Here is a 16,414-nt window from a genome sequence, read left to right on the forward strand (position 1 = left end):
ACCCAGGTGAAGCCGTTCCGCCTTAGGGTAATGGAGCCTTATCGGGGGATTTTGATGGGCCTTCCGATGACCAAGAACGTCACGCCGAAGGTGCTGATGAGCGGCGATGATGATCTGCCGCTCTATGCACCCCAGAAGAAAATCTATCCCCAGCGGGTTTCCGGCACCTTCCGGCGACTCAAATGGGGACTGATGGCGCTCTGCCTCGGCGTCTATTACCTGCTGCCGTTGCTGCGCTGGGATCGCGGCCTCGGCGCGCCCGACCAGGCCGTGCTGATCGATTTTCCAAACCAGCGCTTCTATTTCTTCTTCATCGAGCTGTGGCCGCAGGAGATCTACTACTTCACCGGGCTGTTGATCCTCGCTGCCTTCACCTTATTCCTGATGAATGCGCTCGGCGGCCGCATCTGGTGCGGCTACCTCTGTCCGCAGACGGTGTGGACCGACCTGTTCTACGCGGTGGAGCGCTGGACCGAGGGCGACCGCCGCGAGCGAATCAAGGCCGACGCCGGTCCGCTGACTGCCAACCGCCTGGCGCGGCGCGCGTTGAAGCACGCGATCTGGCTGATGATCGCCTGGTGGACCGGCGGCGCCTGGGTCCTCTATTTCTCGGATGCACCGACACTGGTGAGGGATCTCGCCACGTTCCAGGCGCCGGCGATCGCCTACATCTGGATCGGCATTCTGACGGCGTCGACCTATCTCCTGGCCGGCCACGCACGGGAGCAGGTCTGTCTCTACATGTGCCCATGGCCGCGCATCCAGGCCGCGCTCACCGATGAGTGGGCGCTCAACGTCACCTACAAATACGACCGTGGCGAGCCGCGTTGTTCGATGAAGAAGGGAAGAGACCTGCGCGCGCTGGGCGAGAAGATCGGTGAGTGCATCGATTGCAAGCAGTGCGTCGCAGTTTGTCCGACCGGCATCGATATCCGTGATGGCGCGCAGCTCGGCTGCATCCAGTGCGGCCTCTGCATCGATGCCTGCGATAACGTGATGAAGAAGATCGGCCGGCCGACGCGGCTGATCGGCTACGACAACGACATCAATGTTCAGCGCCGGACATCCGGCAAGACGGAAGTCTTCAAGCCGATCCGTGCCCGGACGGTGGTCTATGCGTCGCTGATCGCCGTGGTCTGCGCGGTGATGCTGCGTGCACTGCTGACGCGGTCGCTGCTGGACGTCAACGTGCTGCACGACCGCAACCCCGTGGCGGTCAAGCTAAGCGATGGCGCGATCCGCAACGGCTATACGCTGCGCTTCCTCAACAAGCGCGGCTTTGATCGCGTGATTGCCGTCGATGTCGACGGGCCCGCCAATGCGCAAATCCACATCGTCGGCGTCGACTCCGTCACGCCCGAGCGGCCGATGATCGTCCTCGCGCGCGATGCCACCACCGAGTTGCGCGTGCTGGTGACTGCGCCTTTCGACGAGAAAGTGGAGAAGACCCAGCCGGTCAAATTCCGCATCACCGACATCGGGCTCGGCGAGGTTGCCTCGGCCACCGATCATTTTGTGACGCCCTGAGATCAGAGGAAACCGGACATGACAATTTCTTCATCCGCCATACGGCCAATCACCGGGCGCTTCGTCCTGATCGCCGTGGTTTCCTTCTTTGCCGTCGTGATCGGCGTCAACGTGGTGATGATGCGGCTTGCCATCGCCACGCTGCCGGGGACCGAAGTCGACCGCGCCTATAGCGCGAGCCTGGCCTATCAAAAGGAAATCCAGGCCGCGCATCAACAGAACGGGCGCGATTGGAAAGTCGGTGCGCATATCGAGCGCCAGGCCGATGGGACGGCGCGGCTGAATCTGGATGCAACGGCGCAGGACGGCGCGCCCCTTGCCGGATTGTCGGTCTTCGGCCGGCTCGAGCGTCCCACTGATCGCAGAGCGGACCAGCTGCTTGAGATGATCGAGGGCGGCGGCGGCAGCTACCGCGGCATCGCGCACGGCGTTGCAGCGGGACAGTGGGAGCTGGTGATCGAGGCCGATCGGGACGGAAAGCGCCTGTTCCTGTCGCGCAATCGTGTGGTCCTGAACTGACGGAGCGCTGCAATGCAGTCGACGATCGATTTCTCACATTATCTGAGGAGGACGGGCCCGGGCCTCCTGCATCTCGATCTCGCAGTCGAGGGCATCAATTGCGCGGGTTGCATGGCCAAGATCGAGCGCAATCTGTCGAAGATTCCGGACGTGACCTCGGCCAGGGTCAATCTGACGGACCGCCGGCTCGCGCTGGAGTGGAAGGCGGGCGCGGTGGATCCCGCGCTATTCGTCGTTCGTCTTGCCGAGCTCGGTTACAGGGCCTATCCGTTCGAGCGCGCCGACGCCGAGACACGGGAGGCCGAGCGCGCAAGTGCGCTGCTGCGGCGCCTGGGCGTCGCCGCCTTCGCGGCGATGAACGTGATGATGCTGTCGGTGCCGGTCTGGTCCGGAAATCTCAGTGACATGCTGGGCGAGCAGCGCGACTTCTTTCACTGGCTCTCGGCGCTGATCGTGTTGCCGGCCGCGGCCTATTCGGCCCAGCCGTTCTTTTCCTCGGCCTGGGCGGCGCTCCGCGCCCGCAATGTCAACATGGACGTGCCGATCTCGGTCGGCATCGTCCTGGCGCTGGCGATGTCGCTGTTCGAAACTGCCATGCATGCCGAGCACGCCTATTTCGACGCGGCGATCATGCTGATCGCGTTCCTACTGGCCGGTCGCTATCTCGACCAGAACATGCGACGGCGCACCCGCGCCTTTGCCGGCAATCTTGCCGCGCTGAAGGCGGAGACCGCGACCAAGTTCGTCAGCGAAGAGGAGATCCGCACGGTCCCCGTCGCCGCGATCCGCCCCGGCGACATCGTGCTGCTCCGTCCTGGCGAGCGTTCGGCCGTCGACGGCAACGTCATCAGCGGCCGCTCCCAGATCGACCAAAGCCTGATCACCGGCGAGACAGTGCCGACGACGGTAATAGCGGGAAGCGCGGTCTATGCGGGAACGCTGGTGCGGTCGGGCGCGTTGCGTGTCCGCGTATCGGCGGCCTCCGAAGCAACGCTTCTGTCTGAAATATCGCGCCTGCTCGAGAATGCCGTGCAGTCGCGCTCGCGCTACCTGCGTCTGGCCGAACGTGCCTCGAGGCTCTATGCCCCGCTCGTCCACGCCACGGCACTGCTGACGATGATCGGCTGGCTCATCGCAGGCGCCACGCTCCACGATTCGATCGTGACGGCGATTGCGGTCCTCATTATCACCTGTCCCTGCGCGCTCGGCCTCGCCATTCCGGCCGTGCAGACGGTCGCTTCCGGCGCCTTGTTTGGCTCGGGCGTATTGCTCAATGCGGGTGACGCGATCGAGCGGATCGCCGCGGTCGATCGCGTGATCTTCGACAAGACCGGCACATTGACCTTGCCCGAGCTCGACATTGCGAATGCTGCGGCGATCCCTCCGGATGTCTTCGGTCTTGCGGGCCGCCTGGCGCTGTCGAGCCCCCACCCCGTAGCTGCCGCAGTGGCACGTGCGGCCGGCGCCAAAACGCCGCTGCCAGGCATCGAAGAGGAGCCGGGGAAGGGTGTATTCGGCGTGGTCGATGGCATTGAAATCAAGCTCGGGCGTCCGTCCTGGTGCGGCGCGGACAAGGCGGCCAACCAAATCCTCCAGAGCGATCCCGAGGCATCCGTCGTTGCGTTCCGGCATGGTGAGACCTGCCATGTCTTCGCGGTCAGGCAGCGGATCCGTCCCGACGCGGCGAAGATCGTTTCTGCGCTGCATCGGCTGGGTCTGATCGTCGAGATGCTGTCCGGCGACCGGGAGCCGGCCGTGAGGGCCGCTGCCGAGGCGCTCGGCATTCAGCGATGGCGCGCCGAGGTGACGCCGGTTGATAAGATTGCGCGCATCGACGATCTCAAGCGCCTCGGCCACAAGGTGCTGATGGTCGGGGACGGCCTGAACGATGCGCCGGCGTTGGCAGCCGCCCATGCCTCGATGTCGCCGGTCACCGCGACGCATCTGAGTCAGTCGGTCGCCGATGCGGTGTTTCTCGGTGAGCGGCTTGCACCCGTGGAAGCCGCAATCGGGGTTTCGCGCAAGGCGCTGCGGCTGATGGGGCAGAACCTCTGGCTCGCGGTGATCTACAACGCGCTCGCCGTTCCGGTGGCCATGGCCGGCCTGGTGACGCCGCTGATCGCCGCGGCCGCGATGTCCACCTCATCGCTGCTCGTGATGCTCAATGCCTTGCGCGCGCGCCGGCAGAGGGAAGCCATCTGATGGAAGTCCTGGTCTATCTGGTTCCGCTTGCGATCATGCTCGGTGCCCTCGGCCTTGCGGCCTTTCTCTGGTCGCTCAAGAACGGCCAGTATGACGATCTCGCTGGTGCCGCCTGGCGGGCGATCGCCGACGATGAGCCGCCTGAGACATCCGCCACCTCGGCGCACCCGGCGAGCGCCCAGCATCGTCAACGCGATCGCAATCTCGGCAAAGACCAGTAGGGCCCACCAGGACGCCTGGGCGGCGAACCGAGCGGGGTTCGGTAAACCGGACGGTCGCCACCACTCAGCGATGCCGCCCACCCATCAACATCAGCTGATCGGCAGCGTTACCGGCCGCCTGTAGCGCCAGTGCATGGCAGTTACATCGACCTGCCTCAGCGTTTCGGCATCGAGCCAACCCGCGCCGTGACGCAGGCATGAGCCGGCGCACATGATGATGCAGCCGTCAATCATGGCAACCTCGATATCACGATCGAACGGCGCACTGGCGATCTCGCGTCAATTGTCGCGCAGCAGGCGCGACAAGAATGCTCTTGGTCGAATGATGCCTGCATCCCGCCATCTTGAGGAATGGCGACGATGGTAGCGCAAACATGCGTGAGCCGCCTTGAGCTGCGTCAAGGGGCGCGAACCGCCGTACAACTTTCGAAAAATTGCAGGTGCCTCCGGATTTATACTTAGGGGAATAACACGAGTTTCGAAACCCGGGGAAGCGGGCAGACTGCCGTCAACGACGATCAAAACCGGAGTTTCTACCATGCTCACCGCCGCAACCGCCGAGTCTACAATCCACGCGCATCCGGCCGCTGCGGTTCGGTCGAACTCCTTTGCGCAAGGCCCGCTGGGCTTGATCGGCGCTTCGACGCGCTTTGCGCGCAACTCTGAAATTTACAGCGAAGACGATCCGGCTGAATACCTTTACCAAGTTATCTCCGGCGCGGTGCGAACCTGTCGCACGCTGGATGACGGCCGTCGCCAGATCGGCAGCTTCTATCTGCCCGGTGATATCTTTGACGTCGAAGCCACCGAGGTGCATCTTGCCTCGGCGGAAGCGATCAGGGAGGCGCATGTCGTGGTCGCCAAACGCAGCGCCGTGATGGCCCGGGCCGAGTACGAAAAGGATTTTGCCGAACAGCTCTGGACGCTTGCGGTCCGCGAGCTGCAGCGTATGCATGAGCACTCAATGGTGCTGATGAAGAGCGCGGAAGAACGGGTGGCCGGGTTTCTGCTGGAAATGGCGGGCCGCAATGCCGCCGCTCAGTCGATCGAACTGCCGATGACGCGTCAAGACATCGCCGACTATCTCGGCTTGACGATCGAGACGGTATCGCGGACGCTCAGTCAGCTGGCGCAGTCCGGAACCATCGCCCTGGAAACCTCGCGCCGTATCCTCCTCCGCGACCGCGTGGCGCTGAGCCGGATCAATGCCTGACAATCGAATCTCCGTCCGCGCTTTTTTGTCACCAGCGATTTCGCTTTGCTGCGTTTGGCCCCGAGCACCGTGTCGTGAACGGGGCAGTGAGGTGAACGGGCTGAGAAGGCGAGGAAGGTCACCATCCCATCGCGCGAGCCGGGGGGAGGTTTCCTCCGCGACCAGCCCCTGGACCTTCTGGCCGGTCACCGGGCAATCGAACAGGGCGCCAGCGCTCATGGGCGGTCATTCGTCACTCCAAAGCGCGGTGAGATTGGGATGAATCGTCACTTTAGATATATTTGAGCATGACCTCCGAGCAAACGCTCCGCGTTTGTCGCGAGGGAAAACCGCTGCTCACGTTCTGCGGATCATGCTCTAAGTGCGTGCTCCGCGCGCTGCGCTCATCTGCCGTCGTTAAAGCCGCTCGAGAATTGGCCGCATTTGATCCGCGCCATCTGCGCTGACCACTGGAACTCCATGATCATGAGCAAGCGCAAAACCCTCCTACTCATGCTCCTGCTGTTGTCGAGGGCGGCCTCGGCTGCAGATTTTGTCGGACAGGCCAGTGTCATTGATGGTGATACGCTGGACATACAGGGAATACGCATCCGGCTTTGGGGGATCGATGCGCCGGAAAGCACTCAGCTGTGCCGAGGTGCTGACAGCAATCTGTATCGCTGTGGCGCGAACGCGGCAAATCAACTTGATAGTTTCATCGCCCGGCGTCCGGTGAGCTGCACCTCGCTGTCCAAGGACCAATATGGGCGTACGGTCGCGACATGTCTTGTCGGGACTGCCGATCTCGGGGAATGGCTGGTCAGCAACGGTCTCGCACTGGACTGGCCGCGCTATTCCGGGGGCCGGTATCGCGCCGCGCAGCGCGAAGCGGATCGTTCAGGTCGCGGGATGTGGGCAGGCAGCTATGTGGAGCCCTGGCTGTATCGCGCGTGCATGCGATCGGGCGGCTCACCGGTTCATTGTTCGGATGACGCCAACGCACATCCTTGAAGGCATCTTGGATGCGTCTTGGATGCAGCGAATCAGCGCCCGTGCAGCTTGGCCGAAAAATCAACAATTTTGGGTCACTGGCGCGCATTGGGCGACTCGGGGTAAGCCGTTATCCTCGATCTCGCCGTTGAGCAAAGGACTAAGATGGTTGCAGCTGCCCGTGAATTGCCAGCTTCAGGTTATGCGCTCGAAGTTGATGGCCGACTCAAGGCCGAATTTGCGACCAGGGATGGGGCCAAGACCGGTGCGGAAGAGTTGAAGAAGCGTTTTCCCATGCTTCGGATCAGAATCTATGACGCAGAGACAAAGACGCGTGAGGATATCTAAAGCGCGATAAGAGCGGGCTGAATCGTCATCGCGCTTGAAGTTATCGATTGCGCATGATCTTCGCGCAAACGCGCTGCCGCGTTTGCCGCGAGGCAAAGCCGCGGCACACTTTTTTCAGATCATGCTCTGGCGCTCCAAGCGCCTGGTTGGTCCATCCGCATTGAATTTGCGGTGCGTCTCCCTGCGGGACCGGGCGGTCGGCTGCGCTGAAACCCCGGCTTTGGTCGGGTTTTCACCCCTTCGGGCTTCCATCCCTGACGCGAAGGCCGGCGCTCATCTGAGGATCTGGCACCGCCACGTTGCTCCTGCAACAGACTTAACGCGCCTGCAACAAGCATTGAGAGTGAGAGGGCTGGCCGGGTTCGGCCGCGACGGGTTGGAGCTGCGAGAGAGGCTTGCAGCGCCCGTCGCGAAAGACCCGCGATGTCCAGACATCCTCGCGCGCGCACCGGCCAGGACCGGGCCACCCTTTATGACGAAATCACCGACAAGATCATCGCCGAGCTTGAGGCCGGCCGCGTGCCCTGGGTTCAACCCTGGGGGACGGAGGCTGCAAAGGCGCCGCTGTCGATGCCAAGGAACGCGGCGTCTGCCCGGCCCTACAGCGGCATCAACGTTCTCATCCTCTGGGGGGCGGTGATCGAGCGCGGTTTTGCCGGCCAAAGCTGGCTGACCTTCCGCCAGGCGCTCGCGCTCGGCGGTCACGTCCGCAAGGGCGAGCACGGCATCACCGTGGTCTATGCCGACCGCTTCGTGCCGGCCGACGAACGGCGCCGCGCGCGTGAGACGGGCGAGGAGGCGCAGGCCGTTCCATTCCTGAAGCGGTTCACCGTCTTCAACACCGATCAATGCGACGGATTGTCCACCGACGTCGCGACCACCGCGCCAATGCCGCCGCCGGGCATGATCGAGCCGCAAGTCGAGGCGCTGATCAAGGCAACCGGCATCGACTTCCACATCGGCGGCAATCGCGCCTTCTATATGCCGGCAGAAGATTATGTGCAGGTGCCGCCGCCGGCGGCCTATTTCGAACCGATCAATTGGCACCGGACCGCGCTGCACGAGCTTGGCCACGCCAGCGGCCATCCTTCGCGCCTCAACCGCGATCTCGGCGGTTCGTACGGCACAAAAAAATACGCGTTCGAGGAATTGATCGCCGAATTGTGTGCAGCGTTTTCCTGCGCTTCACTCGGCATCGTGCCGACCGTGCGGCACGCCGACTATATCGGTTCCTGGCTGGAAGTCCTGCGTGCAGACAACCGCGCGATCGTGCGGGCGGCCTCACAGGCGAGCAAGGCCGCGGATTATCTGCTTGGCTTCCTGCCAGCAGATAATCCAACCGCTTCGGCCGATTGTGCCGAGGCAGATCAGGAGGCGGCGTGAGCGGAGTTGAGCTGCCAAACAGAGGAAGAGGGCGGCGCCGAGCGCCATGACGGGTTGGAGGTCGAGAGAGAGGCTTTCGGCCGCCCGTCGTGGGGACAAAAAATGACCAAGGCCGTCCAAAAGATCACGCTGTCGCCCTCGCGTGACATTCCCTTCAACAAGCTGGTGCTGAGCCAGTCCAACGTTCGGCGCGTCAAGGCGGGCGTCTCGATCGAGCAGCTTGCCGAGAGCATCGCCCAGCGCACGCTATTGCAAAGTCTCAATGTCCGCGCCATCGTGGATGCCGCGGGCAACGAGACCGGCATGTTCGAGGTGCCGGCCGGCGGCAGGCGTTACCGTGCTCTCGAGCTCCTGGTCCGGCAGAAGCGCATGTCGTTCTCGGTGAGCGGCGATCACGCGCGCCTGGAGCAGGTCTGGGACAATATCGGCCGGTTGTCCGGCTCTGATGAGCCGTACCAGATCCGCCGCACGCTGACCGAGAATCTTTCAATTATCCACCCAGCGCGATATCGGTGAGGCGTGACAACCCGCACCATAGCCCGCCGCGCCCGCGCGCACGCGTCAATCAGGCAGTCTTCGTCGTATGCGTACCTGGGGTCTGAGCAAAGAGCTGAACGCGTCTCAGAAAATTATCGCAGCTAGCGTGCCAAGCGCGCCGAACACCAGCCCGATCAGCGAACCGGCTGTCGGCACGTCTCGAAAGAGCCGAAGCGCCAGAATCGGTTCCACAACTAGAATTGCTCCCACCGATACTGCGACAATGATCCAGATATTCTTGAGATACATGTAGCCGAGTGCGTATCCGCAGACGAGCAGGATACCGCCCACCGATATCAACAGGAACATCGGCAGGAGCGTTGTGAAATACCCGCCAGCTTTCCCAAACTGCTTTGAGGCAATCAACTCGGCGACTATCGAAAGGGCTTCTCCGAAGAAAATCGCCCCCACCGCCACAATTTTCAATATTGAGCTCATCGCCTGATGCAAAAGCAAGGTGAAAGGTACCTTCTAATATTGGAATTTATCTGGCGCTGCCTTTTACAACTGGAGTCATTATCATTGCGAAGCCATCGCATTGCTCTCGATGTACTCCAACCAGAATTGGAAGGTGCTCGAAGTTGCAATCTCCATCCAATGGTCGACGCTTAAGAGCGCAATTTTGGGCGTTAGGCAGCGCATGATCCGGGCATCCGTGCTCAAGAGACTTCATCGCCATGCCGCGGCTCCCGACGCTTGCCGCGGGTTCGCGGTCGCGCTGGCGACAACAACAGCCTATCGCAAGCGAGCGCAAGTGGTTGTGAAGGCTATTCCGACGTCACAACCTCGTAGGTGGGGTTTGCTTAGGTAGCCGGCCGCATGGGTTCAGCGCGCGATTCATGATCTCTATATGAACCACACCAGAACCAAAAAAGGCAGCTGCGGCTGGAATCGTCATGATGGCGATCGGACCTCTTGAGACGCGCGACGAATAGCCTGCTGGTGACCTTAGTGAGTGGCCGCTCGAAGGTCCTGACCGGCTTGGCATCGCTGGGCTCGACGCCTTTGATCGCAAAGCCCCACACCTGGCCGCTGTCGGACTGGGTGACGTAGAGCCCGGTTGGAGCACAGATCCACGCCATTGGTGGAGCACCCATGGTACGCGGCGCGATCATGACCTCGCCATGTCCCGTCAGCAGTGCGTGCGATTCCGAGTGTAATCAACCCGCCTCATAGAAATGGTCCACGACCTGAGGCCTGACAGCCTGAGCTTATGAAGTCATCCCCAAAACTTCCCGGAATCACGAGCATTGTTGGCGCGGCGGCGCCCCCGAAGATTCCGCACTGGACCGTTCAAGACAACAGGTCAGGCCAAGCCGAAAGGTGCAGCGTCCGGAATTGTACCCCACCAAAACAGAGAGGCGACGGCATGTTTTGTGTGTGGCAAACTTCTTTGCCAACGTTTGAAAGGGACAATCCGTCCACCAGAGCCGCTCGCAGCGCTCACGCTCAGGAGCAGTCGGATGATTACGCCGGTTCGACGGAACTGGAGTCCAAAAGAAATGTTCAATGCTCTTACGCCGGCGATGTTCAGCGCCGAACCGTCGGTTGTGCGCGCACGTTGGAATAAATTGTGGCCTGACCTGTACACGGAATATGACGCCAGGCATTTGAAAACCGAGCTATCCGTCCGCAATCTGATCACTACCGATGAAGCTCGGGCTTTTTTTACTGTCTGGGCCGCAGACGAAGAGCGTCACACCGATGGCTTTATCCGCATCATTGAACTTGTCGCCAATGGATCCGAGAGGAACCTCCGAGAGAGGTTGGAGGCTCGACCGCATGATTTCGGTGCGATCAATGACCACCTCGCCGACGAATTTTCTGTGATGGTTATGATCGCATTTGATGAGATGTGCACTTGCCACGCCTATGCCGCCGAGAAGCCGTTCTATACCGAACTTCGCAACGACATCTTCCATCATTGGCTGCGAGAGGTGATTGCCGACGAGGCGGTTCACTCGATGAACGCCGTTAACGTGATCCGCGGACGCTATCGCGACCGCGTTGGAGAAATTGGTGCAATGCTCAATAGGATAATCAGCGGCATTGACGATCTGAGCTATGCTGGCACCTTCCTGCTGGACTATTTCGGCGTCGTATACACGAAGGAATTGCTCGACAAATGCCGCGTCGCGATCCTGAGAAATGTCGAAAAGCCTCTCCCGGCCATAGAGCGAGACAGATGGAGCCATCGCCCAAATTGAGGTCGACGCCGTGACCCTGTTGCGGAGTAATTCCGGCAATTTAGAACCCGCTCCGATTCCATCGGAATGGAAAAGGCTCTAGACGCTCCGCCTAGCATAGCAGTGCGGATCAGGTCGACCGCCGTGAGGTCGCCACGCTGAAGGCCGCCGAGTGGGACAGAAACTGACAGCAGCTCACACCTTGGTTCCTGCCAGGCGCTGCGGCCGTTTCGGCCAATGCACGCCCGGTGCCGCAGCAGCGGGATTCAAACCGCAAGAGAGAGAGGAAGAGGGCAGCATGGAGTGCCACGACGGGTTGGAAGTCGAGAGAGAGGCTTTCGGCTGCCCGTTGTGGAGAACCGAAATGACAAAGCCAGTCCAAAAGATCACGCTGTCGCCTTCGCGTGACATTCCCTTCAACAAGCTGGTGCTGAGCCAGTCCAACGTTCGGCGCGTCAAGGCGGGTGTCTCGATTGAGCAGCTTGCGGAGAGCATCGCCCAGCGGACGCTTCTACAAAGTCTCAATGTCCGCGCCATCGTCGATTCCGAGGGCAACGAGACAGGCATGTTCGAGGTGCCGGCCGGCGGCAGGCGCTACCGTGCTCTCGAGCTCCTGGTCAAGCAGAAGCGTATGTCCAAGACGCAAGCCGTGCCCTGCGTTGTTCTCGGTTGCTCCGCCGAAGCCGTCATACCGGCCCCAACTCCCGGTCAACCTCGCTATGGACGGCCTGTTGTCGGACGCCCAGCTCGAGAGCGTGGTCTACGCCGGCGAAGCACACGCGGCCTTCCTTGCAGGCGCCTGGACGGTCGATGCGACCTTCGACGGTGTGGCAGCTGCGCGCGACGACGCTTCAAATGCCGTCCGCTTCCGCCGCGGCTGGTTTCTGGGCGACGGCACCGGCGCGGGCAAGGGCCGGCAGGTCGCCGGCATCCTCCTTGATAACTGGCTGAAGGGCCGGCGCCGGGCGGTCTGGATCTCCAAGAGCGACAAGCTGATCGAGGACGCGCAGCGCGACTGGTCGGCGCTCGGCATGGAGCGGCTCCTGGTCACGCCGCTCTCACGCTTCCGCCAGGGCACCCCGATCCGGCTGTCGGAAGGCATCCTATTTACCACCTACGCTACGCTGCGCACCGATGAGCGCGGCGAAAAGCTTTCGCGTGTCCGGCAGATCGTCGAATGGTTGGGCTCCGATTTCGACGGAGTGGTTGTTTTCGACGAGAGTCACGCCATGCAGAACGCCGTGGGCGGCAAGGGCGAGCGCGGCGAGCAGGCCGCCTCGCAGCAGGGACGCGCAGGTCTGCGGCTGCAGCACGCGCTCCCCAATGCACGGGTGGTCTACGTTTCCGCCACCGGTGCCACGACCGTTCACAACCTCGCTTATGCCCAGCGGCTCGGCTTGTGGGGCGGCGATGATTTTCCGTTCGCCACGCGCGCTCAGTTCGTCGAGGCGATCGAGGCGGGCGGTGTTGCGGCGATGGAGGTGCTGGCACGCGACCTCAAGGCACTCGGTCTGTATGCGGCGCGTTCCCTTTCCTATGAAGGCGTCGAATATGAACTGATCGAGCATGAGCTCACCCCCGAACAGATCCGCATCTATGATGCCTATGCAGCCGCGTTCAGCATCATTCACAACAATCTCAATGCCGCGATGCGAGCGGCCAACATCACCGGCGAGACCGGGACCTTGAACGCCCAGGCGAAGTCCGCCGCCCGGTCGGCCTTCGAATCCGCAAAGCAGCGCTTCTTCGGCCATTTGCTGACGTCGATGAAGACCCCTTCCTTGATCTGCGCCATCGAGCGCGACCTCGGGCAGGGGCATGCCGCCGTCATCCAGATCGTCTCGACCGGCGAAGCGCTGATGGAGCGCCGGCTCGCGGAAATCCCGACCGAGGAATGGGGTGATGTGCAGGTCGACATCACACCGCGCGAATATGTGCTCGACTACGTCGCCCATTCCTTCCCGGTCCAGCTTTACGAGCCTTTCGCCGACTCCGAAGGCAACCTCTCCTCCCGGCCTGTGTACCGTGATGGTCAGCCCGTGGAGAGCCGGGATGCGGTTGCGCGTCGCGACCGGCTGATCGAGAAGCTTGCCTCGCTCACGCCCGTGCCCGGCGCCCTCGACCAGATCGTCCAGCGCTTCGGCACCGACAGGGTCGCCGAAGTCACCGGGCGCTCACGCCGGATCATCCGGAAACATGACCGCCTGATGGTCGAGAACCGCGCCGGTTCGGCGAACCTCGCCGAAACCGCAGCCTTCATGGACGACCTCAAGCGCATCCTCGTCTTCTCGGATGCCGGCGGCACGGGGCGCAGTTACCACGCCGAGCTGTCGGCGCGGAATCGCCGTCTGCGAGTGCACTACCTGCTCGAACCCGGCTGGAAGGCCGATGCCGCAATCCAGGGCCTCGGCCGGACCAACCGGACCAATCAGGCGCAGCCGCCGCTATTTCGTCCCATTGCGACCGACGTGAAGGCCGAGAAGCGCTTTCTCAGCACGATTGCGCGCCGCCTCGATACGCTCGGCGCCATCACCCGCGGTCAGCGTCAGACCGGGGGGCAGGGGCTGTTTCGGCCCGAGGATAATCTCGAAAGCATCTATGGCCGTGATGCTCTGCGCCAACTCTATTTGCTCCTGGTTCGCGGCAAGGTGGATGGCTGCTCTCTTGAGATGTTCGAGAATGCGACCGGGCTGAAGCTCGTCGACTCCAATGGCATCAGGGATGACCTGCCGCCGATCACGACTTTCCTCAATCGTCTGCTGGCGCTGACCATCGCGCTGCAAAACGTGCTGTTCACCGCCTTCGAGCAGTTGCTGACGGCGCGGATCGAAGGCGCAATCGCCTCCGGAATCTATGATGCGGGCCTTGAGACCCTTCGCGCCGAAAGCTTCGTCGTCACGCATCGGCGCACCATCTACACCCATCCCGCGACCAGCGCCGAGACACGGCTGCTCACGATCATCCAGCGCGAACGCAACCGGCCGCTCTCGCTGGATGATGCCCTCGGCCTTCTGTCGGATCGCCGCGCAGTCCTGCTGGTGAACGAACGTTCCGGCCGCGCGGCGGTGCAAGTCCCGGCTCCGAGCCTGATGCTGGACGACGGCGAAATCGAACAGCGCGTCAAATTGGTTCGGCCCATGGAAAGCCACAATGTCCCGTCCAAGGCCATGGCCGAAAGCCACTGGATCGAGACGGATCGCGAGCAATTCAGTGCAGCCTGGACAGCTGAGCTTGCAGACGTGCCGGCGTTCACCGAGAGCACGATCCACGTCGTGGCCGGGCTGCTCCTGCCGATCTGGAAACGGCTGCCGAAGGAATCGACCCGCGTCTACCGCCTCCAGACCGACGCCGGCGAGCGGATCATTGGGCGGAAGGTCTCGTCCACCTGGGTCGCCGACGCGCTTCTGGGTGAGCGGCCGATACTCAAACCCGAAGACGTCTTCGCCGCCTTGCGCGAAGGTCGCGCGTTCGTCGAGCTCGCCGAGGGCCTGACACTGCGGCGCGTCCGCGTCATGGGTGCGCATCGCATCGAGCTCGCGGACTTCAACGACACCATGCGCGACCGCTTGCGGACCTATGGACTGTTCAGTGAGATCATCTCCTGGAAGCTGCGCATGTTCGTGCCTACCGATGCAAGCGGGGCCGTCGTGCTTGGCAAGGTGCTCGAATGCTACCCGGTCGAGCGCATCTGCGAACGCGAGGCCGCCTGATGCGGCGCGATGCTTTCGAACTGGCATGCCGCCTCGCGCGTGAGGCCGAGGCTGTGTGCCGCCACTCTTTCTCCAGCCGCAAGGGCGAGGGACGCTGCTGGCTGCCGCGCCATGTCCACAACCGGCCTGGCCGCTTCTTGTTTGTGCGGCGGCACTGCTCGCACAAAGGACTGGCCGGCAAGTGGGCCGAACAGGGCTCTCGGCGGATGATGTTACGCGTTTGCGCTTGGGTGCTGTCTCACAGACGGTTGACAGCGCTTGCGCAACCAACTGCCAGCGCAGTGCGGGAGGTTGCGTGATGTCCCGCGACGCTTCTGAGCTGGGGCGCCGCCTCGCCCGTGATGCCGAGGCGGTCTGCCGCCATTACCTGTCCAATGGACGGCGCCAGGGCCGCTATTGGATCGTCGGCGACGTCCGCAATGCGCCCGGCCGCTCGATGTTCGTCCGGCTCAGCGGACCGGACTCTGGTCCCGGCGCCGCCGGGCATTGGCGAGATGCTGCCTCGGGCGAACATGGCGATCTCCTCGACGTGATCCGCGAGAGCTGCGGCTTCGTCGATTTTCGCGATGTCGCAGGCGAAGCACGACGCTTTCTGAGTCTGCCGCCCGCCGAACCGCGCCGCAGCCCAAAGCGCACACCCGTCCCCGCCGGATCGGCGGAAGCGGCACGGCGGCTCTTCGCCATGTCGCAGCCGATCCGCCGGACGCTTGTCGAGACCTACCTCGGCCATCGCGGCATCAAGCCTGTCCACGATGCGGGCGCGCTGCGGTTTCATCCGCGCAGCTACTATCGCCCGGACGACGGTTCGCCGACTGAGACCTGGCCGGCGATGATCGCCGCCGTGACCGATCTTGCGGATCGCATCACCGGCGCACATCGCACCTGGCTCGCGCCCGACGGCTCTCACAAGGCGCCGGTCGACACGCCCCGACGGGCCATGGGCGGTCTCCTCGGCCATGCCGTCCGCTTTGGCGCCGCCGCCGACGTCCTCGCTGCCGGCGAAGGTATCGAGACGATGCTGTCGCTGCGCTGTGCGCTGCCTGCCATGCCGATGGCCGCCGCGCTCTCGGCCAACCATCTTGCCGCCCTTCTGCTGCCGCCGACGCTGCGTCGGCTCTACATCGCCCGCGATGCCGATGCCGCGGGTGACACGGCGGTCGCGGCATTGACCCAATGCGCCGAAGCCGCGGGCATTGAGGCGCTTGTCCTGTCTCCGCGCACAGGCGACTTCAACGAGGACCTGCATGCATTCGGCCTCGGCGCCTTGCGGGCGGCGCTGCGCATCCAACTCGCGCCGCAGGATGTCGTTCGGTTTATGCTGTTCGCCGATGCCGGGACCGCTTGACCGACCGATCTGCGGTGCCGCCGGCAATTGAAGAGATGATGTCTGTTGTCGGTTATGTTGCGGACCGCAGTCGAGCTTGGAAGAGCGCTACAGCCGGCCTTGCCCAATCTCTGCCGAGATCCGCGGCGCAATCACTCGGCAGCAATCTGAGCGACAGCGACCGTGGCGCTACCGAATTTGGTAGGTCAGCTTTGACCAAAGCAGAACAGTTGATGATCGTAATCGACCTGCGGTTTGTGCTACGCGACGCCTGA

13 protein-coding genes and 3 pseudogenes are annotated in these 16,414 nt (G+C 62.8%); 14 read left to right on the forward strand and 2 right to left on the reverse strand.

Annotated features, from left to right (window positions below; translation table 11 throughout):
- Positions 1 to 66: 66 nt before the first annotated feature.
- The 4 genes from ccoG to ccoS are packed head-to-tail and all read left to right on the forward strand — an operon-like array spanning position 67 to position 4,469.
- On the forward strand, positions 67 to 1,527 hold the full coding sequence (ccoG, locus tag RAD04_RS04895; protein WP_461623162.1) for a cytochrome c oxidase accessory protein CcoG: 1,461 nt from the start codon (positions 67 to 69) through the stop codon (positions 1,525 to 1,527).
- An 18-nt stretch (positions 1,528 to 1,545) separates the two neighbouring features.
- The gene (locus tag RAD04_RS04900) at positions 1,546 to 2,046 is read left to right on the forward strand and encodes a FixH family protein (protein WP_461622863.1); all 501 of its coding nucleotides are present in this window, start codon (positions 1,546 to 1,548) and stop codon (positions 2,044 to 2,046) included.
- A gap of 12 nt (positions 2,047 to 2,058) precedes the next feature.
- Positions 2,059 to 4,248, forward strand: coding sequence for a heavy metal translocating P-type ATPase (locus tag RAD04_RS04905; protein ID WP_461622864.1), 2,190 nt, complete (start codon positions 2,059 to 2,061; stop codon positions 4,246 to 4,248).
- Complete coding sequence (gene ccoS / locus RAD04_RS04910) at positions 4,248 to 4,469, forward strand: cbb3-type cytochrome oxidase assembly protein CcoS (protein WP_461622865.1); 222 nt, start codon at positions 4,248 to 4,250, stop codon at positions 4,467 to 4,469. The genes RAD04_RS04905 and ccoS overlap by 1 nt, the downstream gene beginning before the upstream one ends.
- A gap of 90 nt (positions 4,470 to 4,559) precedes the next feature.
- Here the strand turns inward: ccoS and RAD04_RS04915 are convergent, their stop codons facing one another.
- Entirely contained in the window at positions 4,560 to 4,703 is a 144-nt protein-coding gene (locus tag RAD04_RS04915; RefSeq protein WP_461622866.1) for a hypothetical protein, read from the reverse strand.
- A gap of 304 nt (positions 4,704 to 5,007) precedes the next feature.
- Here RAD04_RS04915 and RAD04_RS04920 point away from each other — a divergent pair, with 304 nt between their 5' ends.
- From RAD04_RS04920 to RAD04_RS04940, 5 genes and pseudogenes are all read left to right on the forward strand, one after another.
- Positions 5,008 to 5,682, forward strand: a complete 675-nt coding sequence (locus RAD04_RS04920) for a helix-turn-helix domain-containing protein (protein WP_461622867.1) — start codon at positions 5,008 to 5,010, stop codon at positions 5,680 to 5,682.
- Between the two features lie 465 nt (positions 5,683 to 6,147).
- Positions 6,148 to 6,672 carry a thermonuclease family protein gene (locus RAD04_RS04925; protein ID WP_461622868.1) on the forward strand — a complete coding sequence of 175 codons (525 nt, stop codon included), beginning with the start codon at positions 6,148 to 6,150 and terminating at the stop codon, positions 6,670 to 6,672.
- A 144-nt stretch (positions 6,673 to 6,816) separates the two neighbouring features.
- Complete coding sequence (locus tag RAD04_RS04930) at positions 6,817 to 6,999, forward strand: hypothetical protein (protein WP_234685167.1); 183 nt, start codon at positions 6,817 to 6,819, stop codon at positions 6,997 to 6,999.
- Positions 7,000 to 7,422: 423 nt separating this feature from the next.
- Positions 7,423 to 8,382, forward strand: coding sequence for an ArdC family protein (locus RAD04_RS04935; protein WP_461622869.1), 960 nt, complete (start codon positions 7,423 to 7,425; stop codon positions 8,380 to 8,382).
- A gap of 102 nt (positions 8,383 to 8,484) precedes the next feature.
- Positions 8,485 to 8,865: pseudogene (locus RAD04_RS04940) on the forward strand (ParB/Srx family N-terminal domain-containing protein); the annotation flags it as partial.
- A gap of 138 nt (positions 8,866 to 9,003) precedes the next feature.
- Here RAD04_RS04940 and RAD04_RS04945 read toward each other — a convergent pair.
- Positions 9,004 to 9,336 (reverse strand): hypothetical protein, encoded by a 333-nt coding sequence (locus tag RAD04_RS04945; RefSeq protein WP_461623163.1) that lies wholly within the window; start codon positions 9,334 to 9,336, stop codon positions 9,004 to 9,006.
- Between the two features lie 1,046 nt (positions 9,337 to 10,382).
- Here RAD04_RS04945 and RAD04_RS04950 point away from each other — a divergent pair.
- The 5 genes and pseudogenes from RAD04_RS04950 (at position 10,383) to RAD04_RS04970 (ending at position 16,414) form a co-directional block, all read left to right on the forward strand.
- Positions 10,383 to 11,126 (forward strand): hypothetical protein, encoded by a 744-nt coding sequence (locus RAD04_RS04950; protein ID WP_375848184.1) that lies wholly within the window; start codon positions 10,383 to 10,385, stop codon positions 11,124 to 11,126.
- A 343-nt stretch (positions 11,127 to 11,469) separates the two neighbouring features.
- A pseudogene (locus RAD04_RS04955) lies at positions 11,470 to 11,769 on the forward strand (ParB/Srx family N-terminal domain-containing protein); the annotation flags it as partial.
- Positions 11,762 to 14,815 (forward strand): annotated as a pseudogene (locus tag RAD04_RS04960) (strawberry notch family protein); the annotation flags it as partial. The pseudogenes RAD04_RS04955 and RAD04_RS04960, both read left to right, overlap by 8 nt.
- Positions 14,816 to 15,113: 298 nt before the next feature.
- Positions 15,114 to 16,160 carry a DUF7146 domain-containing protein gene (locus RAD04_RS04965; RefSeq protein ID WP_461622870.1) on the forward strand — a complete coding sequence of 349 codons (1,047 nt, stop codon included), beginning with the start codon at positions 15,114 to 15,116 and terminating at the stop codon, positions 16,158 to 16,160.
- The gene (locus RAD04_RS04970; protein WP_461622871.1) at positions 16,157 to 16,414 is read left to right on the forward strand and encodes a hypothetical protein; all 258 of its coding nucleotides are present in this window, start codon (positions 16,157 to 16,159) and stop codon (positions 16,412 to 16,414) included. Before RAD04_RS04965 ends, RAD04_RS04970 begins: the two co-directional genes overlap by 4 nt.

The organism is Bradyrhizobium sp. 25ACV, from assembly GCF_054863005.1.

Bases quoted from the DNA above. Each gene is read 5' to 3' on its own strand.
- RAD04_RS04930 (WP_234685167.1), top strand. From the start codon at position 6,817: ATGGTTGCAGCTGCCCGTGAATTGCCAGCTTCAGGTTATGCGCTCGAA.
- RAD04_RS04915 (WP_461622866.1), bottom strand. From the start codon at position 4,703: ATGATTGACGGCTGCATCATCATGTGCGCCGGCTCATGCCTGCGTCAC.
- RAD04_RS04920 (WP_461622867.1), top strand. From the start codon at position 5,008: ATGCTCACCGCCGCAACCGCCGAGTCTACAATCCACGCGCATCCGGCC.
- RAD04_RS04905 (WP_461622864.1), top strand. From the start codon at position 2,059: ATGCAGTCGACGATCGATTTCTCACATTATCTGAGGAGGACGGGCCCG.
- RAD04_RS04965 (WP_461622870.1), top strand. From the start codon at position 15,114: ATGTCCCGCGACGCTTCTGAGCTGGGGCGCCGCCTCGCCCGTGATGCC.
- ccoS (WP_461622865.1), top strand. From the start codon at position 4,248: ATGGAAGTCCTGGTCTATCTGGTTCCGCTTGCGATCATGCTCGGTGCC.
- RAD04_RS04900 (WP_461622863.1), top strand. From the start codon at position 1,546: ATGACAATTTCTTCATCCGCCATACGGCCAATCACCGGGCGCTTCGTC.
- ccoG (WP_461623162.1), top strand. From the start codon at position 67: ATGACCAAGAACGTCACGCCGAAGGTGCTGATGAGCGGCGATGATGAT.
- RAD04_RS04925 (WP_461622868.1), top strand. From the start codon at position 6,148: ATGAGCAAGCGCAAAACCCTCCTACTCATGCTCCTGCTGTTGTCGAGG.
- RAD04_RS04935 (WP_461622869.1), top strand. From the start codon at position 7,423: ATGTCCAGACATCCTCGCGCGCGCACCGGCCAGGACCGGGCCACCCTT.
- RAD04_RS04950 (WP_375848184.1), top strand. From the start codon at position 10,383: ATGATTACGCCGGTTCGACGGAACTGGAGTCCAAAAGAAATGTTCAAT.